This window comes from Paenibacillus sp. B2(2019) (assembly GCF_008370385.1).
GTDB lineage: Bacteria > Bacillota > Bacilli > Paenibacillales > Paenibacillaceae > Paenibacillus_AQ.
This window is the reverse complement of record NZ_VTZR01000003.1, coordinates 72016-96586: the sequence shown is the minus strand read 5'-3', so window position 1 is coordinate 96586 and position 24571 is coordinate 72016. Positions and strand designations below refer to the sequence as shown.

Annotated in this window: 23 protein-coding genes; 5 read left to right on the top strand and 18 right to left on the bottom strand. The window is 44.7% G+C overall.

Annotated elements, in window-relative coordinates; all coding sequences use genetic code 11:
• Window positions 1-27: 27 nt before the first annotated feature.
• From PAENI_RS06035 to PAENI_RS06025, 3 genes are all read right to left on the bottom strand, one after another.
• The gene (locus PAENI_RS06035; RefSeq protein ID WP_149644653.1) at window positions 28-1536 is read right to left on the bottom strand and encodes an MDR family MFS transporter; all 1509 of its coding nucleotides are present in this window, start codon (window positions 1534-1536) and stop codon (window positions 28-30) included.
• 24 nt (window positions 1537-1560) lie between these two features.
• Entirely contained in the window at window positions 1561-2121 is a 561-nt protein-coding gene (locus PAENI_RS06030; RefSeq protein WP_042184632.1) for a GNAT family N-acetyltransferase, read from the bottom strand.
• Window positions 2122-2305: 184 nt separating this feature from the next.
• The gene (locus PAENI_RS06025; protein WP_094874766.1) at window positions 2306-2587 is read right to left on the bottom strand and encodes a hypothetical protein; all 282 of its coding nucleotides are present in this window, start codon (window positions 2585-2587) and stop codon (window positions 2306-2308) included.
• A 227-nt stretch (window positions 2588-2814) separates the two neighbouring features.
• Here PAENI_RS06025 and PAENI_RS06020 point away from each other — a divergent pair, with 227 nt between their 5' ends.
• On the top strand, window positions 2815-3294 hold the full coding sequence (locus PAENI_RS06020) for a GAF domain-containing protein (RefSeq protein ID WP_042184630.1): 480 nt from the start codon (window positions 2815-2817) through the stop codon (window positions 3292-3294).
• Window positions 3295-3496: 202 nt separating this feature from the next.
• On the opposite strand, the gene PAENI_RS06015 is transcribed toward PAENI_RS06020, so the two are convergent.
• From PAENI_RS06015 to PAENI_RS06005, 3 genes are all read right to left on the bottom strand, one after another.
• Window positions 3497-5929 (bottom strand): glycogen/starch/alpha-glucan phosphorylase, encoded by a 2433-nt coding sequence (locus tag PAENI_RS06015; protein WP_149644652.1) that lies wholly within the window; start codon window positions 5927-5929, stop codon window positions 3497-3499.
• 97 nt (window positions 5930-6026) lie between these two features.
• Entirely contained in the window at window positions 6027-7130 is a 1104-nt protein-coding gene (gene glgD, locus PAENI_RS06010; protein WP_042184625.1) for a glucose-1-phosphate adenylyltransferase subunit GlgD, read from the bottom strand.
• A 122-nt stretch (window positions 7131-7252) separates the two neighbouring features.
• Entirely contained in the window at window positions 7253-8416 is a 1164-nt protein-coding gene (locus PAENI_RS06005) for a glucose-1-phosphate adenylyltransferase (RefSeq protein WP_149644651.1), read from the bottom strand.
• A 463-nt stretch (window positions 8417-8879) separates the two neighbouring features.
• Here PAENI_RS06005 and PAENI_RS06000 point away from each other — a divergent pair, with 463 nt between their 5' ends.
• The 3 genes from PAENI_RS06000 (at window position 8880) to PAENI_RS05990 (ending at window position 11886) form a co-directional block, all read left to right on the top strand.
• Window positions 8880-9563: a response regulator transcription factor gene (locus tag PAENI_RS06000; protein ID WP_149644687.1), complete on the top strand. Its 684-nt coding sequence runs from the start codon at window positions 8880-8882 to the stop codon at window positions 9561-9563.
• The gene (locus PAENI_RS05995; RefSeq protein WP_149644650.1) at window positions 9560-11143 is read left to right on the top strand and encodes a sensor histidine kinase; all 1584 of its coding nucleotides are present in this window, start codon (window positions 9560-9562) and stop codon (window positions 11141-11143) included. The genes PAENI_RS06000 and PAENI_RS05995 overlap by 4 nt, the downstream gene beginning before the upstream one ends.
• 176 nt (window positions 11144-11319) lie before the next feature.
• Window positions 11320-11886, top strand: a complete 567-nt coding sequence (locus PAENI_RS05990; protein ID WP_076116777.1) for an FAD-dependent oxidoreductase — start codon at window positions 11320-11322, stop codon at window positions 11884-11886.
• Between the two features lie 374 nt (window positions 11887-12260).
• Here the strand turns inward: PAENI_RS05990 and galU are convergent, their stop codons facing one another.
• From galU to PAENI_RS05935, 11 genes are all read right to left on the bottom strand, one after another.
• Window positions 12261-13172 (bottom strand): UTP--glucose-1-phosphate uridylyltransferase GalU, encoded by a 912-nt coding sequence (galU, locus tag PAENI_RS05985; protein WP_149644649.1) that lies wholly within the window; start codon window positions 13170-13172, stop codon window positions 12261-12263.
• Window positions 13173-13192: 20 nt separating this feature from the next.
• Entirely contained in the window at window positions 13193-14173 is a 981-nt protein-coding gene (locus PAENI_RS05980; RefSeq protein WP_149644648.1) for a glycosyltransferase family 2 protein, read from the bottom strand.
• Window positions 14174-14251: 78 nt separating this feature from the next.
• The gene (locus tag PAENI_RS05975) at window positions 14252-16363 is read right to left on the bottom strand and encodes an ArnT family glycosyltransferase (RefSeq protein ID WP_149644647.1); all 2112 of its coding nucleotides are present in this window, start codon (window positions 16361-16363) and stop codon (window positions 14252-14254) included.
• Between the two features lie 218 nt (window positions 16364-16581).
• The gene (locus tag PAENI_RS05970; RefSeq protein WP_149644646.1) at window positions 16582-17127 is read right to left on the bottom strand and encodes a DUF1697 domain-containing protein; all 546 of its coding nucleotides are present in this window, start codon (window positions 17125-17127) and stop codon (window positions 16582-16584) included.
• Between the two features lie 28 nt (window positions 17128-17155).
• Window positions 17156-17974, bottom strand: coding sequence for a phosphotransferase family protein (locus tag PAENI_RS05965; RefSeq protein WP_149644645.1), 819 nt, complete (start codon window positions 17972-17974; stop codon window positions 17156-17158).
• Window positions 17975-17988: 14 nt separating this feature from the next.
• Window positions 17989-18285, bottom strand: coding sequence for an antibiotic biosynthesis monooxygenase family protein (locus PAENI_RS05960; protein WP_042184604.1), 297 nt, complete (start codon window positions 18283-18285; stop codon window positions 17989-17991).
• Between the two features lie 19 nt (window positions 18286-18304).
• Entirely contained in the window at window positions 18305-18931 is a 627-nt protein-coding gene (locus PAENI_RS05955) for a hypothetical protein (RefSeq protein WP_076285896.1), read from the bottom strand.
• Window positions 18932-19057: 126 nt separating this feature from the next.
• The gene (locus PAENI_RS05950; protein ID WP_223178909.1) at window positions 19058-20164 is read right to left on the bottom strand and encodes a GerAB/ArcD/ProY family transporter; all 1107 of its coding nucleotides are present in this window, start codon (window positions 20162-20164) and stop codon (window positions 19058-19060) included.
• A 26-nt stretch (window positions 20165-20190) separates the two neighbouring features.
• Window positions 20191-20403: a hypothetical protein gene (locus PAENI_RS05945; RefSeq protein WP_143759527.1), complete on the bottom strand. Its 213-nt coding sequence runs from the start codon at window positions 20401-20403 to the stop codon at window positions 20191-20193.
• Window positions 20396-21559: a Ger(x)C family spore germination protein gene (locus tag PAENI_RS05940; RefSeq protein ID WP_149644643.1), complete on the bottom strand. Its 1164-nt coding sequence runs from the start codon at window positions 21557-21559 to the stop codon at window positions 20396-20398. Before PAENI_RS05940 ends, PAENI_RS05945 begins: the two co-directional genes overlap by 8 nt.
• Window positions 21556-23106, bottom strand: coding sequence for a spore germination protein (locus tag PAENI_RS05935; protein WP_149644642.1), 1551 nt, complete (start codon window positions 23104-23106; stop codon window positions 21556-21558). The genes PAENI_RS05940 and PAENI_RS05935 overlap by 4 nt, the downstream gene beginning before the upstream one ends.
• Window positions 23107-23328: 222 nt before the next feature.
• Here PAENI_RS05935 and PAENI_RS05930 point away from each other — a divergent pair, with 222 nt between their 5' ends.
• Window positions 23329-23646: an MGMT family protein gene (locus tag PAENI_RS05930; protein WP_149644641.1), complete on the top strand. Its 318-nt coding sequence runs from the start codon at window positions 23329-23331 to the stop codon at window positions 23644-23646.
• Here PAENI_RS05930 and PAENI_RS05925 read toward each other — a convergent pair.
• On the bottom strand, window positions 23643-24344 hold the full coding sequence (locus PAENI_RS05925) for a DUF1361 domain-containing protein (RefSeq protein WP_149644640.1): 702 nt from the start codon (window positions 24342-24344) through the stop codon (window positions 23643-23645). The two genes, PAENI_RS05930 and PAENI_RS05925, sit on opposite strands and share 4 nt — an antisense overlap.
• Window positions 24345-24571: the final 227 nt, after the last annotated feature.

Genomic DNA, 24571 nt, shown 5'->3' with positions numbered 1-24571 from the left:
GCTTCTTTATGTGACTTAGAGAATGAGTTATGCCTTTTTTAATGACGACGTAGCATCCTCTACCGAAGGTACACCCTTGCGCAAACCCCAAGATATAACTAGTGACAAGACTGCGAAAACTGCCATCACAATAAATAGTGAATGAAGTCCCCCTTCTAGTGCACCACGTAAACTGTTTGATACTTCGCCGGAGAGGTTAGTGCCTGTATGCGAGCCTAGCAGCTTATTAATATCATCACCTGTAACGTTTGAATCCGGTTGTTTTCGCAACAGCTGATCAATATTCAAGTTCAGCCAGGAACCGAAAATAGCCACCCCAATGGTCTGACCTAATGACCTTGTAAATGCATTAAGTGCTGTGGACGCACCGCGTTGATCATACGCAACCGACGACTGAGCGATAATCGTGAAGACCGTAGAGGAGTATCCGAAGCCTACCCCACAGACCAGCATCAAGCATAAGAGGATTACCTGTGAAGACTCTCCAGTCAAGAAAACCAGACCAATAGCTCCAGCAGCAATCATCATTAATCCAAGCATTGCCGTTCGGCGAGAACCCGCTCGCAGAATCATCCGTCCGCCTGCGATTGACCCAAACATCCAGCCTACAGACATTGGCGCAAGCAGCAAACCTGAGATCGCAGCGCTTTTTCCAGAAACGCCCTGAACCCATAAAGGGATATACGTAGAAAGCCCAATAATTAATGTGCTTACAAGCAGGTTAGCGCCCGTTGATACTGCGATATTACGATTTGAGAATAGGTTCAGCGGAAGCATAGGCTCTGGTGCACGGCGCTCCACAAACAGAAATAGGATTAGCAGGATAACCGCTGCACCCAGTGTTGCGAGTAGTAACGGAGAGGTCCATGCCAGGTTCTGCCCTCCCGTGGAGAGTCCAAAGAGTAGAGCACCCATGCCTGCTGCGAACAGAAGAACGCCTGGCACATCGATCTGTGTCTTCCGACGCACCTTTTCTTCCTTCAGGTAGCGCGCAATAAATACCATTGCCAACACGCCAAATGGCAGATTGAATACAAATACCCAGCGCCAGCTTAAATAATCTACCACATAGCCACCAAGCAGTGGCCCTACCAAAGAGGAAATCCCCCATACAGAGCTTAGCAACCCTTGTGTCTTTGCTCTTTCTTCAATGCTGTAAATATCACCGATAATGGTAAAGGTCATTGGAATAAGTGCACCCGCACCGATCCCCTGTATCGCGCGAAACAGGATCAGCTGTTCCATACTTTGAGATATGCCGCATAATAATGAGCCTAGTAAAAAAACAGCCGCTCCCCACATGAATACAGGCTTGCGTCCGAACAGATCACTGATTTTGCCGAAAATAGGTGTAGTAATAGCCATTGCCAGTAAATATGAAGTAAATATCCAGCTCAGCCACTGCATTCCCTGAAAGTCTCCTACAATCGCCGGCCCGGCTGGTCCTGTTACAGTCCCCTCAATAGCCGCCAGAAACGTGGCCAGCAGTACCCCTGTTAATATTAGTTTACGTTCTAAATTCCCTGTTGACTTCAATGTTCCAAACCCTCTCTTTATGTATTAAGTGGATTGCCATTCCTCGCGCAGTAGAGCATGGAGAGCAGTATCCTGAAAGCCGGAAGCGATCTGCCTGTATTGACGCAATACGCCTTCCTTCTGAAATCCAAGCGTATGAACCAGCCTCTCCGCACGGATATTATCAGGATGACAGAGCGCTTCAATCCGATTCAAGCCCATAATATTGAAACCAAAATCGAGTACAAGCCCAAGCGCTTCTTTCATATATCCAAGCCCCCAAAAGGCAGGCGACAGATCACAGCCTATTTCACCACGGTAAGCTCCCTGAAGCTGCCAATGGTTATATCCACAGCTACCTATGACTTCCTCCCCAGGTCCAATAATACTCCAACGTAAGCTCTCCTCTTCCTGAGCCATCTGTGATAGAAGGTCGATAAGCTGCTTCGTCTCTTCTATAGAGGATAATGCCGGTGCACCCAGCCAGAGAGAAACTTCCGGATGAGACCAAACCTGAAATAACGCTGAAGCATGCTCAGTAGTCATAGCACATAATTTTAATCTTCTACCGATCAGTGTAGGTGTCACTCCATTGCATAGATACAATTCTCCGCTCCCCCTTCAACTTATCAATTATACATCATTCAAGAGTATATCCTTAAGCTAAAAGTTCTAATTTCTTTAACTTTGAAAAGAACAAATTGTATCCTCTCACGTAAAAAGCGCCTGCATCAGAAGGGTAATTCTCCCTTGATACAGACACTTTTATGGAACTTTGCTTTAAACGATTTCATTCTGCTCCCTGAATAACTTCACTACACAGCACCTGAAGTTTGGCTCGAATATCCTTGAACTCTTCAATACCCGTGCCAGTAATACTGTACCCTTCACTATGTGCAGTCAGAAAGTTGTCCAGCGTCAGCTTTTCCAATTCCTGTTTCACTTCGCGTTCTCCAACACGATACCCCATGTCTTCCAGTCCGAGCAGCATCTCCGAGATCGTCACATCTTTATCATGAGCACAATAAAGCATGTGAATTCCTATGAACAAGTTCTGTACATCAGCGCGCATATTCCACTCCTTCTGGCAACAAAGCCTTCGGTATTTACTCTTGCATTACCCTATGACAGTTCATTGGAAACATCATCACAAGGGTTCAGTGCTACAGAGGGATCATAGCCCATCCCAAAATATTACAAAACAATGTTGTGTCTTGACGTACCCCTCATAGCTGTACTATGTTGTTAGTTACAGTTATGGTTTCATATTGAATTTAAAGTACAGGAAGGTGATGCTTCATGTTTCAAGCTATGCCATATGATGGAACGCGCAGCGAGCAGTTTGAAGCCGTTCTAATCCAACTCGAAGCATTGATAAAGGACGAACCAAGTGCTACAGCCAATCTGGCTAATGCTTCGGCACTACTTAAACACGCTCTACCGGATACGAATTGGGCCGGTTTTTATTTATTTGACGGCAAGGAGCTAGTACTTGGACCTTTTCAAGGCCTCCCTGCATGCATTCGAATTCCGCTATCTCGCGGGGTGTGCGGAACGGCAGCCGCCGAGCGGCGCACACTTGTAGTAGGTGATGTGCATGCATTCCCAGGTCATATCGCCTGTGATGCAGCCTCCAACAGCGAGATTGTTGTTCCTTTAATAAAGGATGATCGCTTGCTTGGCGTACTTGATATCGACAGTCCGCTCAAGGATCGCTTTGATGATGAAGAACGCCGATTTCTGGAGCGGTTCGCAGCTTTAGTATCGGAAGCTATCTAAAAATCCACTCACAAATATATACTTTCTGATAGGTCAAGCATAAACGCCTTCGTCGTCCTCATAAGGACGGTAAGCGTTTAAGCGAGAAATATAAGACATAAAGTATGGTGTGAAACTTATACTTTATGTCTTATATTTTTAAAAAAAGGCTGTCTTATTTGTAGGGGTTACCTACTTATAAGACAGCCTTTTTATGTTGATCCTACAGTCGAACTGGACTAATGTTCCAAATCTCAGCTGCATAGCGACTAATTGTGTTATCGCTGGAGAATTTACCGGAATGACCAATATTAATAATGGACTTCTTCAGCCATTCTTGCCGGTTGCGATATGCCCGATCAATTTCGACGTGCGTCTCAACGTAACTAGCGAAATCCTTCAGGACAAAAAACTCATCGTTATTATCCAGAAGAGAGTGGAAAATGCTCTCAAACTCCGTAGCGTGACAACATATAGGTCCTGGTTTGATTAACTGATCCAGCACTTCTTTCACACGACTATCCCCGTTGTAAATATCACGCGCATGATAACCGCCATGCTGGTAGTAATCCATGACCTGCTCAGCACGAAGTCCGAACAGGAACATATTGTTGTCTCCCACCATTTCATGCATTTCTACATTTGCGCCATCCATCGTTCCTACCGTCAATGCACCGTTCATCATAAACTTCATATTCCCGGTACCGGATGCTTCTTTGCTGGCTGTAGAAATCTGTTCACTGATGTCCGCTGCAGGAATGATCTTTTCTGCTAGGGATACCGAATAATTTTCAAGGAAAAAGATACGAATCTTCCCTTTAACATCCGGATCTTTATTGACTACCTCCGCAACTGTATTAATAAGTTTGATAATCCGCTTCGCCAGATGATAACTTGGCGCTGCCTTTGCTCCGAATATAAACGTGCGTGGAACCATATCCATCGAAGGATTATCTTTGATTTGATTGTACAAATGCAGAATATGCAAAATATTAAGCAACTGGCGCTTGTAGGCATGTAGACGTTTCACCTGTACATCAAAGATAGAGTCAGGATCGACATGTACTGAATGCTTACTGTAGATGTACTCTGCAAGACGAAGCTTATTCTGGCGCTTAATACTGGCTACTTGTTCCTGGAAGGAAGCATCCTCACAATATTTAATCAAGCCAATCATTTCTTGAGGATGGCTCACCCAACGGGTCCCTATCGATTGATTGATTAAATTAGCCAGATCTGGATTGGCATGCAGTAACCATCGCCGATGGGTAATTCCGTTCGTCTTATTATTGAAACGGTGTGGATACATTTCATTAAAAAGTCGCATCTCGCGCTTCATTAATATTTCTGTATGCAGCGCCGCTACTCCATTGACACTATGGCTCGCTACAATCGCCAGATGAGCCATTCGAACCTGATCATCATGAATTATCGCCATCTGCGCAATTCGATCCTGATCCCCCGGATAACGACTCATAAGCTCGCCACAGAAACGCGCATTGATCTCTTCAATGATAAGAAAAATACGTGGCAGTAGCTCCCTAACCATTTGAATAGGCCATTTCTCAAGCGCCTCGCTCAGAATAGTGTGATTAGTGTAAGAGACCATACGCGTCGTGATACTCCATGCCTCATCCCAGCCTAAACCATGTACATCCATCAGAATCCTCATCAATTCAGGAATCACCAACGTTGGATGTGTATCATTAATATGAAGAGCAACCTTGTCTGGCAGCGATTCTATAGGAATCCCAAGCTTGGCATAGGTACGCAGAATACTTTGCAGCCCCGCGCTACAGAGGAAATACTGTTGCTTCAGGCGAAGCAGCTTACCTTCGTATTGAGAGTCATCTGGGTAAAGGAACTCCGAAATGGATTCTACAGAACGCTTATACTCCAGAAACTTATGATAGTCCGTCCCGGCAAAAGAACCAAAGGTTCTTGAGGGCTGGGTGATGGATTCTGCACTCCAGTTACGCAGTGTATTCACATGCCGGCGATCAGCACCAATGATAGGGACATCGTAAGGCACTGCTCGAACAGCCTCATATTGCGTATGATCGAATACGAGTCGTCCGTTCTCTTCGCGGGTCTCAATTGTCCCCCAGAACCTAACTTCAACCTGCTTGTCTTCGCGGCGCACTTCCCATACATTATCATTCTGCAGCCAGTAATCAGGAAGTTCCACTTGATACCCATCAACGATCTTCTGCTCGAACAGGCCATATTTATACCGTATACCACAGCCATGTCCCGCATATTGCAGGGAAGCGAGTGAGTCCAGGAAGCAGGCGGCCAAACGACCGAGACCTCCATTCCCTAACCCAGCGTCCGATTCCTCCTCCTCTATATCCTGCAAACAAAAGCCAAGGTCCGCTAAACCTTCACGTACTACTTCCAGTACACCCATATTCAACAGATTGTTCCCCAGAAGCCTACCGATCAAGAACTCCATTGAAAAATAGTAAACCTGCTTATCTTTATCGAGCTTATATTTCTGGTTCGTTTCCGCCCAATTTTTCCCGGCGTTCTCACGAATCATGTTGCCCAGTATTTTATAGACATCGGCATTCGAGGCTTCCTCAAGTGGTTTACCTAATTTACCAATGAGGGTCTCACGGAATACCTGTTTGAAAGATTCTTTATCGTTAAACAACAGTAGGTCCTCCTGACAAATGCTTTTATTAGAAGTGCAGCAGACTGTGCCATTAGATCAGATAGGTTAATACTGCTTTGTTCATCTAATCCAGTCGTTAGATCTTGCTGCTCTTGGCGATGACGAATGGACGTTTGCTATCTCCAACAAGAATTCGATTCTTACTCAAATGTACGTCTTTATCCATGATTACATTCTCAATGACCGCATTTTCTTCGATGACGCATTTTTGCATAATTACTGAGTTGATGATCTTCGCTCCCTTACGTACCTGAACCCCCCGAAAGATCACGCTGTTCTCTACCGTTCCAGCTATAATGCAGCCATTAGCCACCAACGAATTACTGACATTAGCACTTTCCAAGTATCGGGTCGGAGCCTCATATTTTATCTTCGTCTGTACCGGGCTTTCTTTGAACAAACTGAAGTAATTCTCCTGCTGGAGCAGTTCCAAACTGTTCTTATAATAACTCTCTAATGAATTAATTACGGCATGATAGCCATGATATTCGTATGCGGCGATATTAAATTTGTGTCGGTTCTTCTGAACTACATCTCGGAAAAAATAACTCTCTCCATGCGCAATGCAATGCTCCACCTGCTCTAAGAACAGTTTTTTCTCCATAATGAAGATATCCAGATATAAATTAGGATGGTCTTTCTCATGATGGATATTAGTCACTTTATTCTCTTCGTCTACTTCAATACGCTGGCATAGATCATGTTCTGGCTGCAGTTCTTCAATCTTTTTATACACTACTGTAACGTCGGCACCCTTCTCCAGATGGTAACTGTACAAATCCTGAAGATCGATCGTATTGATATGCTGGCTGCCGGAAAACACGATATATTTAGCAGATCCCCGTTTAAAAAGATCCAGATTGTTATGATAATGCTGTAAGTCCCCGAGAGAAGTATCCGTTGGATCGTTCCAGTCTGGAGGCAAAATGAATAATCCCCCATGCTTGCGGTTCATATCCCACGATTTCCCGTCACCCAAATGGTCCATTAGAGAACGGTATTTACGGCGGACGAACAGGCCAACGCTCTCCAGGTCTGCACGCATCATATTAGAAAGCACGAAATCAATCAACCGATAACGACTGGCAAAAGGTACGGCTGCACCACAGCGGAAATAAGTGAGTTCATTTAGTTTGTCGAGTTCATGATCCAGATTAATTACACCCATGAGTTGCTTCATCGGAATCCACCGTCCTCTTATAATTTATAAGAAAGTATAAGTTTCACGATATACTTTATCCTTATAAATCTCGCATAAACGCTTACCGTCCCTAGAAGGACGCCGAAGGCGTTTTAGCTTGATTATATGGTTTTGGCCACAGCTGATTTACGTTTTTTGCTTTTATTGTCGATCAGCAGAATTTCGTTCTCGTTCTCCCGTTCGATGCCTATTTCCATATAATCGTCGATTACCGTATTCTCACTAATAATCGCTTTATGAATGCGTACGTTCTTGCCAATCTTGACCTTAGGCATAATCACGGAGTCCGTAATTACACTTCCTTCACCTACTTCTACCCCATAAAAGAGAACCGAATGATTCACTTCTCCGTGCACTATGCAGCCTTCATTAATAATGCAGCCTGACACTTTCGCCCCAGGGGCAACATATTGGGCAGGTTGATTCGGATTACGTGTAAAAATGCGCCAGCTGGGATCATTTAGATTAAGTGGCGGAGTATCGCTCAGCAAATCCATATTTGCTTCCCATAAGCTAGTTACTGTACCTACATCTCTCCAGTATCCTTCAAAAGGGTACGCAAATAAGGAGTTTCCGTCCTCCAGCATCAAAGGAATGATATCCTTGCCGAAATCGTGGGATGATCCTACATTCTCCCCGTCCTCTAGTAAATGCTTGCGGAGAACCTCCCATTTGAAGATATACACACCCATAGAAGCTAATGTGCTTTTTGGCTGAGCGGGCTTTTCCTCAAATTCGTAAATTTTCAGATCGTCCTCCGTATTCAAAATTCCAAATCGGCTTGCTTCCTCCATCGGAACGTCAATGACAGAAATTGTGCAATCAGCGTTTCTTTCCTTGTGGTATTGAAGCATAGCGTGATAATCCATTTTATAAATGTGATCACCGGACAGAATAAGAACATGCTCTGGATCAAACTGATCCACAAACTTAAGATTCCGATAAATCGCATCGGCTGTTCCCCGATACCAGCTGCTTCCATTCTCACGTTCATGCGGTGGCAACACGAATACCCCACCGTTCTTACGGTTCAAATCCCAATCGCTGCCTACTCCGATGTAAGAATGCAGTATGAGTGGCTCATATTGAGTCAGCACACCAACTGTATCAATACCTGAATTGGAGCAGTTACTTAAAGGGAAGTCGATGATCCGATAGGTCCCTCCAAAATAAACAGCGGGCTTAGCAAGCGATTTGGTTAAACCTTTCAATCTTTTGCCTTGGCCTCCAGCCAATAGCATGGCTACCATTTCCTTTTTCTTCATGGAAAAGCCTCCCTTGACTTATGGGTAATATGAAGTTCAGCAAGCACAGGTTGAATGAACAGAAGTTCCAAAAAGAAATGAATTAACAAGAAATACACTTGAAAGAAATGAGCCTTGATAGGAAGATGGACAAAGATGAGAAAAACGTGGAAGGAGATGTAACACGGTCGAATGATCTTTCCTAAAATGGGTAACTTTCACCAAAATCAGGAGATTATCCTTATTGTAAAGTGTTCTATATCCACCGTCAAAACCCTTTATCACATTTTCGAAAATCCGAATTTTTTAACCTTGTTTGTTATTAAACACATTAATATTACTTATAACTAAATTACCCCCTTTGAATCATCATGAAATAAGAAAAGGCTCCTTTAATCGTAAAGCAAAGGGACTCATCTTCAGCAAACATTCAACCGAATATGTCATAATGTAGCTATCTATCACTGATTTGGAGGTACCTATGATGAAAGCAGCTCAAGGCGTTCGACTACTGCTCGTAGATGATGAGCCTCATATATTACAATTTCTAGAGCTGGGGCTCCTTAACGAAGGATTTGAAGTCAGAACCGCACCCGACGGAATCACAGCCGTCTCGGTCGCTGCTGAGTTCAAGCCACATGTAGCCATCCTAGATGTCATGATGCCTGGTATGGATGGATTCGAGTTATGTCATTACCTTCGCTCGGAAGAGACGGAACTAGCCGTTATTATGCTAACTGCAAAGGATGAAGTGGACGATCGAGTCAAGGGTCTCACTATTGGTGCTGACGATTATATGGTCAAGCCCTTCAGCTTCGACGAATTGCTTGCCCGAATTCAAGCGCGGCTACGCAATCAGTTTCCAGGTCTGCTCGGCGAGGTTCGCTGCGGTCCATTCCGAATTGATAGCCGTAGAAAAGAAATTCGCTTCAAGGAAGAAGTCCTTGAACTCTCACCCACGGAATACGAGTTATTACAGTATCTCGTTATTAATCACGGCCTTGTACTAAGTAAACCCATGATTCTTGATAAAGTGTGGGGCTATGACTTTGGTGGTGAGGAAAATATCGTTGAGGTCTATATCCGTTCGCTTCGCGAGAAGCTCGGGGATAAGGAGCACCGTATTATCCGTACCCTGCGGGGAGCAGGCTACCGGGTAGATCTATGAGCACGCGCATCTCTAAATGGTTTCGTAAGCTGCCTGCACCACGTTCTCTGCGCAAACAGTTGCTAGCCATTTCGCTGCTCATTCTTTCTGGATTGCTGCTGCTAATCGGAGTATTACAATATATACTCATGCGGGATTTCATATATAGCAATAGAGCAGAGTCTATGGAAGCGCAAATACGTTCTGTTCCCCGTGAGATGTTTTTCAACTTTTTCAATTCCTATGACGAGGACACCATAACTCCGAATGAGGGAAACACCGATTATAACGGCAATTTGCCGGGGGAAAGAAACGGCGAGAATAAAATCCCAAATGGTCAAAGAACCGGTGAGAATAGGCGTCCACTCCTGCTGGATGCCCATACAACCCTCGCTATTTATAGCTCAGATGGCACCTTCAGGGACTTACAGCAAATGACTTTATCTGATTCAGCCGCGCCTAGATTAACGAATGAGCAATACAATAATCTGCTCATTCATACCACGGATAGAGCAACAGGAAATTACAAGCTCATAGAGGCCGATGACGGCACTGAACATCTGGCTATATTCGTGAATCTCTATAGACCTGGAAATACTCGATTGCTACTCCAAATGAGTGTGAATACCGGACCTCTTACGGATGTAATCTTACAGCAATTGATGATCTACGCAGGTTTGTCAGTGATTGCTTTATTGGCTGGCTTCTTCCTATACTTGCCTGCCCTTCGAAAGACGCTGGTCCCTCTTTCAAATATGGGAGAGTCCGCCGAGATCATTGATGCCGGTAATCTGGATATCCGATTTCCAATTAACCAAGGCCAGACTGAGATCGACAAGCTGGCTCATTCATTCAATGGTATGCTCGAGCGTCTCGAAATATCCTTTCATAATGAACGGGAAGCCAAGGAACAGATGCGCCGCTTCGCTGCCGATGCTTCTCACGAGCTGCGAACGCCGCTGACCTCGATCCACGGTTTTCTGGAGGTCTTACTGCGTGGCGCTGTGGACAACAAAGAACAGTTATACAATTCATTGCGAAGCATGCATGGCGAATCGAAACGGATCAATAAGCTGGTGGAGGATTTGCTGTTGCTCGCTCGGATGGACGGCGCCCCTCAACTGCGGATGACGGATCTGCTGCTCGGTGAGGTCATTTCCGAAATGAAGCCGCATCTGCTCTTGTTAGCGGATCAGCGCAAGGTTACTTTTGATATCTCGTATGGCATCCATGGTAAATATGAACCCAATAAAATCAAACAGGTGATTCTGAATCTGTTCCACAATGCAGTTCAGCATACGGATACAGAATCTGGCACTATTCATCTCTCTTTACATGCTAGAGGAAATGAGGCCATTCTAACGGTGCAAGACAACGGCTGCGGGATTTCTCCAGAGCATATCCCACATATCTTTGATCGCTTCTACCGCAGCGATTCTTCTCGTACACGAAAATATGGTGGATCTGGACTCGGCCTTTCTATTACCAAGTCTATCGTGGAGGCACATCACGGCAAGATTAGTGTAAGCAGCACTCTCGGTGAGGGAACAACGTTCAGGGTTACCCTCCCTTGCGAGGAAGGATTAGCCAATAGAGAGTAACAACCGTTATAATAGATGATAGACTTAAGCCTATGTCTACGATGCGAGTTTTGCTATGTTGTCCATTTTAAGGAGCCACGCTCCGCAAAACTTAAGCCTATGCTTACGATGCCAGTTTTGCTATGTTGTCCATTCTAAGGAGCCACGCTCCGCAAAACTTTTAGGAGGTCAAAAAAATGTACGAAATCGCCGTAATTGGAGCCGGTCCTGCCGGTGCAAGCGCAGCCCTGTTCGCCGCCAAGGCGGGCAAAAAAACGCTGCTGATCGACAATGATAAAGGCATGACCCGTAGAGGATGGTTTGAGAACTTTTATGGAATTTCCGAAGTAGGCGGTCCTGATCTCGTAGAAACCGGACATAAGCAAGCCGTCAAATTCGGCGCTGAGCTGGTAGCAGAACAAGCTATTAACCTCACTTCCAGCGGCAATGGATTTGTCATTGAGACCGAAGACGGAATCATTTATGAAGCCAAACATGTTATTCTTGCAACAGGCGCCCTTACCGATCTAGCCGCCAAAGCAGGCGTGGAAACTAAGGATGGTACAGAGCCAAGAATCAAAACAGTAGTCGCTGTTAATCCAGAAGGTAAAACAAATATTGAAGGCATTTGGGCTGCAGGTACCGTTGCCGGAGTAAGTGTACATGCCATTATTACGGCAGGCGATGGCGCGAAGGTAGCCATTAATGTGATTAGCGAGTTAAATGGTACGCGTTACGTGGATCATGATGTACTAAAGGCTTAATCAATGACTGAAAATATAGATCCGGAGACGATTCTTAGGAATCTGTCCTCCGGATTTTTTATATCGCAAAAAATAACTGCACTTGGTGCAGCTATTTCATACCTTAGCCCCTCTATGACTCTTTTAAGTGCAGTTTATGCAACTAAAAACAGATGGAAAGAGTATTTACATTGGATTATGAAGAAATAAGTGTATCAAGTGCAACTAAGTCGATACATAGCAGTCTGATGCGCTTTTTAATTGTATAAAGTACACTTATTTGTTCATCCCCAACTGCCCTGTAAATGCCCCACGCGCAAAAAAAATGCCCCAAACATCATCCCACCGCCGCCGAAGACGATGTTAGGATCGTTTGAAACAGTCTCTTTTAATCACTAGCGTGTACCCCAAGGTAACGCCCCCACTTCTTCACTTTCCTTCAGACTCGCAGCCAGCTTTTGCAAATACGGAACCAGTAATGGACGCAACTCCTCCCGCATCAATCCGACCTCCAGCGTAGCCTGAATGTAGCCGAATTTATCACCAATATCATAACGTTTGCCGATCAAATCCAGGGCCAGCAAACCTTCATTACGGCATACCTCATGCAATGCATCAGTCAGTTGATATTCACCGCCTGCTCCCCGTTCAAGGTTAGCCAGCACTGAAAATATCGAAGACTCCAAAATGTAACGTCCCATAATCGCATGCTCTGAAGGTGCCGTATCCAGGGAGGGCTTCTCCACCAAACCTTTAACTTCATGGACGCCTTGTAGAGAACCGCTTGATGAAATAATTCCGTATTTATGAACCTCCTGCCGTGGTACCTGCTGAACACCGACGATGGTCTTCTCCTCTTGTTCATACAATCGTATCATTTGCAGCAGCGCCGGGTCCTCCGAGACCATGATATCGTCACCGAGCAGAACAGCGAAGGGCTCATCGCCAACGAACTGTTCCGCACAAAGGATGGCGTGACCTAGTCCAAGCGGCTCTTTTTGCCTAATGTAATGAATGCTGGCCAGTTCGCTAATCGCTTGGACTTCACGAAGCAGCTCCTCTTTTCCTTTTTCCAAAAGTGTCTGTTCCAGTTCCACTGATTTATCGAAATGATCTTCAATCGACTTCTTGTTGCGGCCCGTCACGATAATGATGCTTTCAATACCGGATCGAACAGCTTCTTCTACGATATATTGAATCGCCGGCTTATCCACAATGGGCAGCATTTCCTTGGGCTGAGCCTTAGTTGCAGGCAGGAAACGAGTACCTAAACCCGCGGCGGGAATAACCGCTTTTCTAATCTTCACAACGAATCCCTCCCTTGCATTTATTGACGATGTAGAACTTGCTGCTCACGAACATCCTGCTGTTTCTTACCTTCATAGAACTCTTGAACAATATAGAGCGGTCGTCCCTTGGTCTCATCATAAATCCGACCGACATACTCACCCAGAATCCCTAACATAATGAGCACAAAGCCATTAAAGGTCAGTGTGATTCCGATCATCGATGCCCAGCCCTTAACGACTGAATCCGTAAAAACCACCAGATATAGCACATACATCAGATATAGAAAGCCGGAAGCCGACAGCAGCATGCCAAGGTATCCTGCCAGCTTCAGCGGCTTATAAGAGAAGGAAGTAATTCCATCCAGCGAGAGCTTGATCATCCGTTTCAGCGGATATTTAGTTTCTCCAGCCAGACGTTCATCGCGTTCATATTCAATGGATTTTTGCCGAAAACCGACCCAGCTGACTAGCCCGCGTACGAACCGATTTTTCTCCGGCAGGCGTTTGAGCTCCTCACAGACTTTACGATCGATGAGGCGAAAATCCCCTGTATCGACAGGGATAGATATATCGGTTGAATAACGAAGTACTCTATAAAAGAGACTGGCCGTCCACTTTTTGAATAAGGATTCTCCGTTTCGCTTTATCCTTTTGGCATATACAACTTCATACCCCTGCTTCCATTCCGCAATCATGTCCAGAATCAGTTCTGGCGGATCTTGCAAATCGGCATCAATAATGACAACTGCATCCCCTAGGGCGTAATCCATTCCGGCAGTAATAGCGATCTGATGTCCAAAGTTACGAGACAAGTCGATCAGCTTCACACTCTCATCCCAGTAGCTATATTCCTCAATCATCTGGGCGCAATTATCTGTGCTGCCATCATTCACAAAGATCAGCTCATACACTTCATTAGTTAAACTCATTACTTTTTTGATACGTCGATACGTCTCTTGAATGACCGCCTCTTCGTTAAACATCGGTATAATAATGGAATAGCGCACGTTGGTACTCATGAGCAGCTCCTCCTTAAATTTGAATAATGAAGCGTGTCTGATCTATCTCATAACACGCCTCATAGGATTAACATTTGCCTAGTTTACAGTAACTTTGTATAATGTCCCGCTGTTTCCTCCATCGCTTCCTGCCCAATCGGCTGCTGGAACTTCTGTACCATTCTCTGTGATCCAAGTCGTCAACTCGGAGCTTCCCCCGCGTCCACCACCCATACCACCGCTATTGATCAGGAAGTACTTCACCTTTCCGCTCTCTACAAACGCCTTTAGGGTATCTGGGGTATACACGGTGTCTGAGTTAGAAAATCCGTTCAAAATAACAACCGATGCACCCTTGTCAACGATATAAGGAGCTGCTGTGCCATAATCCAATGTAGCAAAAAGATAAGGCTCCCCAGTATTGTTCTCCTCCAAATAGGACAACAGACTCTCATTCGCACTTGCGGCGCTATTACGTCCAAAATTGCTTGGACTGCCTCCCATTCCCCCTCTACCCTCACTACTAGTCGGGCCCGCCTCAGGGGTTTGACTGTTCAAGCCATAAGTAATGGGAGTCGCTGCCCAGTAGAGCGGCCCAATTAACAATACTAATACGGCTGCAATGCCTGTCGTATAAATAAAGGATTTCTTCTTGCCTTTAAGAACTACCAGTACCAGCGAAACCACTATGCCTGCAGCTAAAATCCCAATGGACCAGCCACTGCCAATCGTATCGTTATAAGGATGAACAATGTACCACTGGAAACCTGCTGTAACCAGCGTTGCGGCTGGCAATAACCAAGACAGCCAACCAGAGTGCTCGCGATATAGCGTCCACAACTTTGACCATCCTGCACCGACTAACGCTGCAACTGGCGGAGCCATCATCACCAGATAATATTGATGGAAGAACCCTGCGATACTGAAGAACCCCATAACGGGCACCAGCCACGCTAACCAGAAGAGAGCTTCTTTATGAGCTTGGGTAAAGTTCTTTCTCCGCAGATTGGCGAACAATCCAATGATGCCTAGCAATACGAAAGGCAGCATCCAGCTAGCTTGACCAGACAGCTCTGATTGGAACAGGCGCAGTGGGCCTGCTGTTCCTGTATTGAACATTCCGCCTCCGCTTCCACCGCCATTCATGCCGCCGCGATTTCCTCGCCCGCCGTCGTCGCCACCAAATTGCCGACCTTGACTGTCTGTTCCACTAGGAGGCTGACCTGGTGCACCTCCATCATCGTCACCAGTCTGGCTATTCGAGGTCGAATTTGTGCCTTGCCGGCCCGAAAATGCTGCACGTCCACCATCAGTGCCACTATTACTGCCTGACCCATTCATAGCTGGCGTCTCGCCGTTCATGTTTGGCATCTCACCGCCATTCATTCCTGGCATTCCACCGCCACCACCACCTGCCCCACGATCCCCCGTTAATCGGGCAACGCCATTGTACCCAAAAGCAAGATTCAGCACTGAATTGGTACCACTGCTGCCGATATAAGGCCGTTTGCTGGCGGGAATAGAATCCACGATCACTGCCCAGGATAAGGAGACTACAAGCAATATTGCTGTGGAGGCTGCCAATACTCCCGTCTTCCGCTTCCAGTTCACTTTGGCAGCTAAGACATAAAAGAAATAAAAAGCCGGCAGAACCATGTACGCCTGCAGCATCTTCTCGTTAAACCCAACACCGATTAACGCAAATGCGGTAAGAAGGCTACCCATCTTATTGCTCTTCGTCCCTTTAAATAGAAACCATGCCGCGAGCAGAAGGGTGAATACAAGCAGCGCATCAATATTGTTCGTCCGGCTGACTGCCGCTGCTACCGGAGTAGTCGCCATGACTAGAGCTGCTATACGTGCTGCCGCTCTGCCAAAGGTAGGCTTCACCAGCAGGTATACAAGTAACACGGAGCCCACGCCGCCGAGTGCCTGTGGCAAAATCACACTCCAACCATGCAGCCCGAAGATAAGCGCGCTAAGTGTCTGAATCCAAAAGGTAACTGGTGGTTTATCCACCGTTACTGAACCCGCGGAATCCAGTGAAGCGAAGAAGAAATTATGAAAGTTCTGCAGCATACTTCCCACCGCGGTGGTGTAGTATGTATTCACATAGTGGTCATTCCAAACTCCATAACCATACAAAAAAGCGGCAAGTAATAAAATGAGCCAAAGTATAAGATCCGAGCTTATTTTTTTGAACCTACTCATCTCCATCCACTCCTATCCTTTGATCGTCTATATTCCGGCAGTTCTGTGCCCCCGGTTCAAACTTTCTGTAGGTGTATTATTTCACCCTTACCTTAACTCTCAATGAGTCCAAGCTGAATGTTTGCTGAATATAAAAGGCCGCCAGAACGCAAAAAAAGCCCCACAAATGTGGAGGCTTTCTGTTCAAATCCCAACCCAAGCAAATATTTTAAAATAGACTATTCCATCCTGCCCATAGTAACGAGCTTATTCACCGTATTCCAATTACGTGCTGTAATCGTCATACCCAATATTCTGTCAAAAGGAACCTTGAAAAGCGGCGACTGGCTCACACTGACCTCATATAACACGTACATCTCTCTGCCGACAAAACGCACTTTATCGGGTCCATTCTCATAAGTGTGCAGTTTATCCAATGCATCCTCTGAAGGCTCGGCTGGTAAAAAAGTAACATACCATCTTTTGAATTCCTCTGGCTCGGAGAGCTGAAAGGGATCGTTAGCGATCACGTTCTCCATTTCTGCTAAGGTACGGATAATAACAGAGACCTCGAATCCAAAAACCTCATGAATCTTACGTTCAATGACTCCAGTAAGCAGACTCTCCGAACCTTCATCACTCTCAAATACAACATTTCCGCTCTGAATATACGTTCGTACATTTTCAAATCCAAGAGTCTGAAACATCGCCTTCAGGTCCAACATTTTAATAATTTTGTTCCCGCCGACGTTAATTCCACGCAGCAGCGCAATATAGGTAGTCATAGAATACGCCTCCGTTTTTGTGCCATGATCAGCTTACCTCTGCGGCTAAGGTTTGTAGACGTTTACGAACTTCTTTTACCAGCAGCTCCTTCTCTGGAGGCGAAAGCCCCTCCACCAAACGCGCGGCAGCGATCGGCAAAATCCAGCGGTCTACGTCCTCATAAGTATGTCCTGATAATCTGAGATACTCTTGAATATATCCCTTAGTTAATTTTTTTCGGATAAAACCAAGCATTAATTTGGAGAATGCAGAAGCTCCCGGAGGCATAGCCCCCAAACTGAACATTACTACGGAACGCGCAGCATCTCCAGCAGGTTCTCCCACTACACCTGTCATCCAGTCGATCACCCAGAGCTGTTCATCCATAAGCACATTGTCGGGATGAAAATCCCCATGACATAAACGAGTGCCTTCCGGCAGCTTCTCAAGATACTTCAGAATGACGGATTTCTCCTCTTCGCTCAGCATAGGTGCTTCCAATATCTGACTTTTCAACATATCCTTTTGCTGGCCGATTTCCTCTGTAGTTTCAAGCTTATGCAAATCACAATGAAGCCCCGCCATCAGCCTGGCATATTGGGTAACTTTCCAAGGCTTCTCACCCATCACCTTTAGCAGGGAGGGACCTTTAATTTGTTGAAATACAATACCTTGTCTTGATTGTTCAAAAATAAGCTCAAAAGGCTGAGGTGTCCGAACACCCCGCGCATGTACAAACTGGCTGATTTTATATTCCCGGCTGACGTGTTGCTCTGCTATATCCTCCCGGTACAATTTAAGAATCCTCTGATCGTCATGCTGCCAGATCTCCGCAGTTCTGCCTTCCCCAACAAGCTTCGCCTTCATTCGGCATCCTCCATTTAGTCCAGATTAATGCGGGTAAAATGCTCAACAACCGGAAATGGATCGTAGTAATGGTGAAGTAGCGCCTTCCATTCCTGATACTGGCTGGATTCTCTGAATCCTATGGTGTGATCTTCAAGCGTTCTCCACTTCACAAGCAGCAGATACTTATGATCATCCTCCAAGCAATGTTGCAATTCATGCCCTATGTAGCCTTCGATCGAAGAAATTAAGCTTGATGCCTCCTTGAAGCTTTTTTCAAATTCAGTAGTTAAACCAGGCTTCACTTGCAGCATCGCAGCTTCCAAAATCATAATCAGCATCCTCCAAAGGTTATGTATTTAAAGCATCACGGAAAAATTCATGATAAAAATTAATAATAACAAGCAGAATGGCTAGTGACTCGTTGACCAGCTCTACCTCAAGGCTATGATTAGCATCATCGATTCTATACACTTTTAAATGATGAAGCCCACTAATTTCACCAGAAAGCTGTTCGCTAAATAAAGGGTCGCTTCCGCCATAAATTACAGTCCCACGACTCTGCTGTATCAAAGGGATCGCCTCAGGTAATGGTGTTATATATAGATGAGACGTCTTTTTCTGTATTTCTAGCTCTTCTGCAATTCTCCCTGCTATGACCGAACCCACACTTTTGCTAATGAATAGAATCTTTTTGTATTCAGGAAGAGATGCAATGGCCGCCTTACATTCCTGAATGAGAATAATCATTTCATCACGCTTAAAACCTACTCTAGCACTCTGGTAGCCATATTCAAGCAGCAGGACATCGCAATTATGTTCCCGAGCTGCTTTGGCCGCATAATCTAGCAGAGGGCGTTCAGCCGAGTAATTTTTACCTGGAAAAATAACAGCCAATGCCTTAGATCCTTGAGTAATATATTTATGTCTAACCTCTCTACCCCAATAAGAGGACATAATGATGTTGCTGACGTTCATACCTGTTTCCCTCTTTTCTAAAACAAACATTCTATATATATCTATCATTATAGCTAACTTATGTTTAGTTTTAAAATCAAAGAATTCCTAATCTTTACTAGAGATCAGGAATGTTCGAAAGTAGGTCTATTGCTGTGATGCCACCTGCTTATTTTTACTTTTACTAACCTTAATTTCAGCACAAATCCACAATACCAACGGAATAATTACCTGAAAAGGAAAGGCGTAGATTTTATAAATATGGTAAGAAATATACTGCATCTCCATGATATCCTTGTACACAAAATCCGCAAAATAAATCATTAACAGTCCTATTTGGAGTACAACAGATCGATAACTCTTTAACTTGAATACTTTAGCTAATCCTATGCTTGCTACGTACAGACATACACTCGCTTTTATGAATGTTGTGATTACAAATGCAACCGCCGATGAAGCTTCAATTCGCGTCAGAAAATCGCCTACATTAATACGCCCTGCAGACACATAAGAGGGAAAATATTGACCGGACAGTACTTCAGGACCAAGCATTAGCAGATTGCGCAGTGTAACTATAAGAATAACCACCCCAGAAATCAACACATTTCCTAATAAAATTTTCTTCGCTGAGCTCTTGCCCGATAAACTACTGAATGCTCCTAGAAATATTACAATCTCTGCAAATGGAAAAGAAAACAGACCCAGCGTATCGCTAACTACCGGATGCCAACCTTTATCGAACAAAGGAAGAAAGTGATGATATTCCAGTTTGGAAATGGCTAGTGTAAGAATTACTATCTCCACAGCGACGGTGAACAGAAGCAGAAGTTTGGCACTTCTCCCCAGCACCTCAATCCCCGACTTAACCACCCAAACGCCCAGTAGGCCAAGACATAACATAGGAGCAAGCATTGGAGTTTCGGTCAAGGCAACCGTCTTACTGAATTCTCCAAAGACATTGAGAACTAGCGCCCCCAGATGAAAAGCATACCAAATGTAGAGACAGGAGATGAATCGCCCGATGACTTTGCCAAACACAGCGATTAGCATATCAAATAAATCCTTACCTGGAAAAATAAGATGAAGTCTGGCATAGATCAATAGAAGAGGAACAACTAGCACCATGGCAAGAAGGACGGAAATCCAATTGCTGTTACCGGATTCCTCCGGAACTCCCATAAATATCGAAGTACCCACAGTAAACAGGACAGCAATACTGATAGCATGGCCTGTAGGTATCATCTCTTTGTTCATCATCTATCTCCTTTTAGTCTTTTCCTCTAAAATAGCTTTTTGATCCAGAATTCCAGCAACGGTGAAGGACTAGGGATCGACCACTTCATTGCCAAAGCAAAAGCAATGCAAAATGAAATTAGACATAATGCGGAACAGACATAAAAATCCCGTTTCATTCCCTGTTTTAACAGTCCGTAAGGATCAATCAATACGATAACCGCATAAATAAACACCACCACAACAACCAATTTAATCACCTTTTTGATGGATCTTGATAGATCTTGACGTCTGCGCACTACTGTCAATAATCACTTCGGAATTCACAACGACTTCCACTTCAGAGAATTCCTTTCCCCAGTCTTTCTCAATCTTCTTCCAGGTCTGTGGCATTTGTTCATGGAGAAGCTCACCAAACCCAAAAATATCAGCATGATAATCTTTCTGTACTCTATGGATAACAGAAAGGATAGCCTTCTGCAATTCCTCCCCAGCCCGCTTCTCTATAACTTTCTTGCTATCACGGTTAGTGAATTCCTCCGGAGCCTTCACCTCATCCAGTCCGGTATGCGTTAGCGTATTTATTTGCATTTGGAGCTTACCCTCTACCCAAACCGGCTTTACTTTTGTTCTATTGGACAGAATTTCAAGGGAAAAGGCGGGCTTCCCGTTTTTGTCATTTACGGCTAAAACCCCTCCCTTGATTTGATTATTGGCAAACAGCATGTATTTCGTTTCTTCACCGCTGATCGTGCCGATCATTTTATCCATGGAGAATATCGCTGCTCCACTTACCCGAGCATTTTTTATCTTGTTTGTTTCATGAATATAAATAAGTGGTGCTATAGCATATTCGCCAGAGGCCTCTAACTTATCAATGAAATCCCAAATTTCCACGACGGGAGCAGTACTAACACTATTCTCAAATCTCATCTGTTGTGCAAGTGCATAGGCCATAATACTTTCCGTTAAACTACTTAGATTGATGATTTCCTGGGCCGTCTTCTCTTTGGAGACAAATATATATACATCCGATCTAGTTTCTGTATCTCTGTTATACCAATCAATAATATTGATAACCCCTTCTCGGGCGATCTCCTCACTGAGGATAATCGCCTTAGAATGGCTCCAAAATAATTTTTTCCCTGTGATAGAGATCATTCCTCGCACAATATCAAACATCGTCTCCCCCGTGAGAGAAAGCATCTTAAAGCCAGCCTGACTTGATTTGGAGCCTTCCTTCGTGTCCACAATTTCAGCAGTTACTAACAGCTTTCCATCTGATGCCCCTTTATCAATCGCCACCCCGGCTACAATTGACATGTCTTCAATTTCAATGTAGTTCCAACAACCCACAGTACTCATAAGCACGATCAAAGACACAATGGCAAGAACCATCCTTTTCCACTTGTTCATGGTCGTCTCCCTATTTTGTTGGACCCTTTTCTCTTCATATTTCGTGCCCCGATCATTGCCGGTCGTAGATACATATGCCACCACGGCGCTCTGATAGCTGTATCCTTAATGTCCTGCGGACGGATGGAACCTATCCCTAGCATATAAGGAACCCCAAAGGAGCGAAGGCTCATCAAATGAACCACTAAACCGAGCATTCCAAGAAAATATCCATAAATCCCTAGAAAAAAAACTGCAAATAACAGAACTGCTCTTACTATGATTAACGGACCCGTCAGCCTTGGATTGAGCAGCGTCATGATCCCTGTTAAACCGACTACAATAATCATTGGGGCACTCACTAATCTTGCCTCCACAGCCGCCTGCCCCAACACAAGCGCCCCCACGATACTGATCGCCTGCCCAATATAGGTAGGAATCCGTTCGCCCGCCTCTCTTAGGATTTCAAATATGGTTAGCATGAATATGGCCTCCACTACTGTAGGAAAGGGGACTGCTACTCTCGCAGTAGAAATGCTGAGCAATAACTGGGTGGGTATCATCTCCTGACTATAAGTTACCAAGGCCACATATAGAGCCGGAATACTAACAGACAGCAAAGCTCCAACCATTCTTAGCATTCGGTTGAATGAACCAAAATAAAAGTTAATATAATAGTCCGAACTCGCTTGAAAATTCTCCACAAATACATAGGGTACAGTCATCGCATACGGGCTACCTTCCATAAGTAAGGCGACTCTGCCCTCCATTATTTTACTGACTACGGAATCCGGGCGTTCTGTACTTCCTGTCATCTCAAAAGGTGAATATGGCTCGTCTCTTATTAATTCCGAAAGAAATGACGTATCGAGAACAACATCTATATCTACCTGCCCAAGCCGATCCTGCAATTCTTTAACAATATTTGGTGATACTAGGCTTTCCATATAGCAAATGCATATCTGTGTGTTAGAACGTGATCCGATCTTGCTAAAAATAAACTTCAAGTCGGAATCTTGTACTCTTCGGCGGATTTGGGTCAGGTTAACTATCAGCGATTCTGTAAATCCTTCCCGCGGGCCATAAACACTCTTCTCGGTCACTGGCTCCGTAATAGCCTTTTTATCCCAGCCCTGTGCATTAATATTGAGAACACCCGCATAGCCGTCCAGCAGTAATAAGGTCTTGCCAGCTATAATCGCACTGATCATTTCATTTAAATCTGTAGAGGCAACTACATCCGAAATGTTAATGACCTGCGTCCTAATTTTCTCCATTAGCTCCGCTGGGTTGCCATAATCCATTCTGGTGAAGTCAAAAGCCATCAATGGCTTAATAACACCCTCCTGAATCATATGCTTATCAACCATCCCGTCAACGTTAACTAACCCAAAACGAAGAGTTTCACTGCCCTCATTATTTATCACTCTGATTCTAAGTGTTCCATCTTCCTTGAATATTTGCCGAAATAGGTTCATCATTTCATCTAGTGACGTACTCGGAGTCTGCCCAGACGTCGTATTTTGTTGAGAATCTTTGCGGTTACCTCCTGCTGTCTGTTCCTCCACAGTAGTCACTCCTGTCACAATAGTTTCCTAGAAATTATCCCCCATCTCACTAAATACTATCCGCCAAAATTATACTGTAAAGGGATCAACTTCTTCGCAAAGGAGAGTAAACTCCATCCGTTAAAATAAAAAAAAGCCGCTTTAGCAGCGGCATGTTGAATGGTTTATGATTGTAGTGATCATCTGGTATAATTTGATGAAAATAAGAGACAGGAGCTCCCTATGACACCATTTACAGAACAAGTGATTCGTATCATACAATCTATACCTGAAGGAAAAGTGATGACTTACGGTGGCGTTGCTCGTGCGGCAGGAAGCCCAAGAGGCGCAAGGCAGGTAGTTCGTCTCCTTCACTCCATGAGTAGAAAATATAAGCTTCCCTGGCATCGGGTTATCAACGCCAAAGGAATGATCGCCTTGACTGAAGATGAATCCAACTCCCTCCAGAAGCTTTATTTACAGGAGGAAGGGATTATTTTTAATGAAAAAGGTGTGGTGGATCTGAAGCAATACCAATTTGATCCCGAATTTATGGATTAATCACGCATGCGCTTAGCGCCCCTTCCTCTTTCACTGGTTCCAAGACCATTCAGCAAGCAGTACATCGTAGCGTAGATAACCAGCAATACAAACGCAATGAACAAGCTGAAAAATACCGACTGTCGATTCAAGCTGTCCATAACCAGTTGGTACAACTGATGCCGGTCCGTCAGTACGTCCCAGCTATTCAGCCTGTAGACTCGGCCAAGCAGGACACCATACCCCCCAAGTACACATGCTGCGAGTACGAATATCCAAGAGAACAGCAGGCTGCTCTTGCGATAAACAACCGTCTGGAACTGGTATAAAGAGAAGAACCCGGTCAACCAGCCGCTCCAAGTGAACAATAAGAGGGTAACCAGATCATACCAATACCTATTCTGAATGGTGCCATCCACGATATATCTGCTTTTTCTTATCGTCAGATGCACCAGATCCGTCATGAGATAAGGCGCGTTCGGAAAGAACAGCAGCCAAGCGACGCCTAGCGGAACAAGCAGCAATCCACCTATCTTCCTTTTATCCAGTTCATAAGCAGCCATAGAGAACAGGAACGGAATCCAAGCCAGGAATAAATTCCAGAGTAAAAATGCATAAAACGAATCCGTCTGTAGTGACACTACACGATATACGGCCAATGTCGCCACAGACAGACCTGCCAAGAGCATAAACACCTTCGGATAATGCAATTCCTTCATGAGCTTATATTCTCCTTATCGAGATAGTTTACATCTAACTTATACCCAATTGTACAAATTTGGCATTCCCAAGTCCAATCTCAAGCATAAACGCCTTTGTCGTCCTTATTAGGACGATAAGCGTTTAAGCGAGAAATATAAGGATAATATATGATGTGAAACTTAAATTCTTATATTTGAACAGAAAAACCCGGACGCAGAAACGTCCGGGCTGACTCTTATCTATT

What these genes read in the sequence shown, in the direction of transcription:
- PAENI_RS06020 (WP_042184630.1), top strand. Translation starts at nt 2,815, where the DNA reads ATGTTTCAAGCTATGCCATATGATGGAACGCGCAGCGAGCAGTTTGAA.
- PAENI_RS05955 (WP_076285896.1), bottom strand. Translation starts at nt 18,931, where the DNA reads ATGAACGTCAGCAACATCATTATGTCCTCTTATTGGGGTAGAGAGGTT.
- PAENI_RS05980 (WP_149644648.1), bottom strand. Translation starts at nt 14,173, where the DNA reads ATGAGTACCAACGTGCGCTATTCCATTATTATACCGATGTTTAACGAA.
- PAENI_RS05950 (WP_223178909.1), bottom strand. Translation starts at nt 20,164, where the DNA reads ATGAACAAAGAGATGATACCTACAGGCCATGCTATCAGTATTGCTGTC.
- PAENI_RS05995 (WP_149644650.1), top strand. Translation starts at nt 9,560, where the DNA reads ATGAGCACGCGCATCTCTAAATGGTTTCGTAAGCTGCCTGCACCACGT.
- PAENI_RS05960 (WP_042184604.1), bottom strand. Translation starts at nt 18,285, where the DNA reads ATGATTTTGGAAGCTGCGATGCTGCAAGTGAAGCCTGGTTTAACTACT.
- glgD (WP_042184625.1), bottom strand. Translation starts at nt 7,130, where the DNA reads ATGAAGCAACTCATGGGTGTAATTAATCTGGATCATGAACTCGACAAA.
- PAENI_RS05940 (WP_149644643.1), bottom strand. Translation starts at nt 21,559, where the DNA reads ATGAACAAGTGGAAAAGGATGGTTCTTGCCATTGTGTCTTTGATCGTG.
- PAENI_RS05925 (WP_149644640.1), bottom strand. Translation starts at nt 24,344, where the DNA reads ATGAAGGAATTGCATTATCCGAAGGTGTTTATGCTCTTGGCAGGTCTG.
- PAENI_RS06000 (WP_149644687.1), top strand. Translation starts at nt 8,880, where the DNA reads ATGAAAGCAGCTCAAGGCGTTCGACTACTGCTCGTAGATGATGAGCCT.
- PAENI_RS06025 (WP_094874766.1), bottom strand. Translation starts at nt 2,587, where the DNA reads ATGCGCGCTGATGTACAGAACTTGTTCATAGGAATTCACATGCTTTAT.
- PAENI_RS05990 (WP_076116777.1), top strand. Translation starts at nt 11,320, where the DNA reads ATGTACGAAATCGCCGTAATTGGAGCCGGTCCTGCCGGTGCAAGCGCA.
- PAENI_RS05965 (WP_149644645.1), bottom strand. Translation starts at nt 17,974, where the DNA reads ATGAAGGCGAAGCTTGTTGGGGAAGGCAGAACTGCGGAGATCTGGCAG.
- PAENI_RS05970 (WP_149644646.1), bottom strand. Translation starts at nt 17,127, where the DNA reads ATGACTACCTATATTGCGCTGCTGCGTGGAATTAACGTCGGCGGGAAC.
- PAENI_RS06005 (WP_149644651.1), bottom strand. Translation starts at nt 8,416, where the DNA reads ATGAAGAAAAAGGAAATGGTAGCCATGCTATTGGCTGGAGGCCAAGGC.
- PAENI_RS05930 (WP_149644641.1), top strand. Translation starts at nt 23,329, where the DNA reads ATGACACCATTTACAGAACAAGTGATTCGTATCATACAATCTATACCT.
- PAENI_RS05975 (WP_149644647.1), bottom strand. Translation starts at nt 16,363, where the DNA reads ATGAGTAGGTTCAAAAAAATAAGCTCGGATCTTATACTTTGGCTCATT.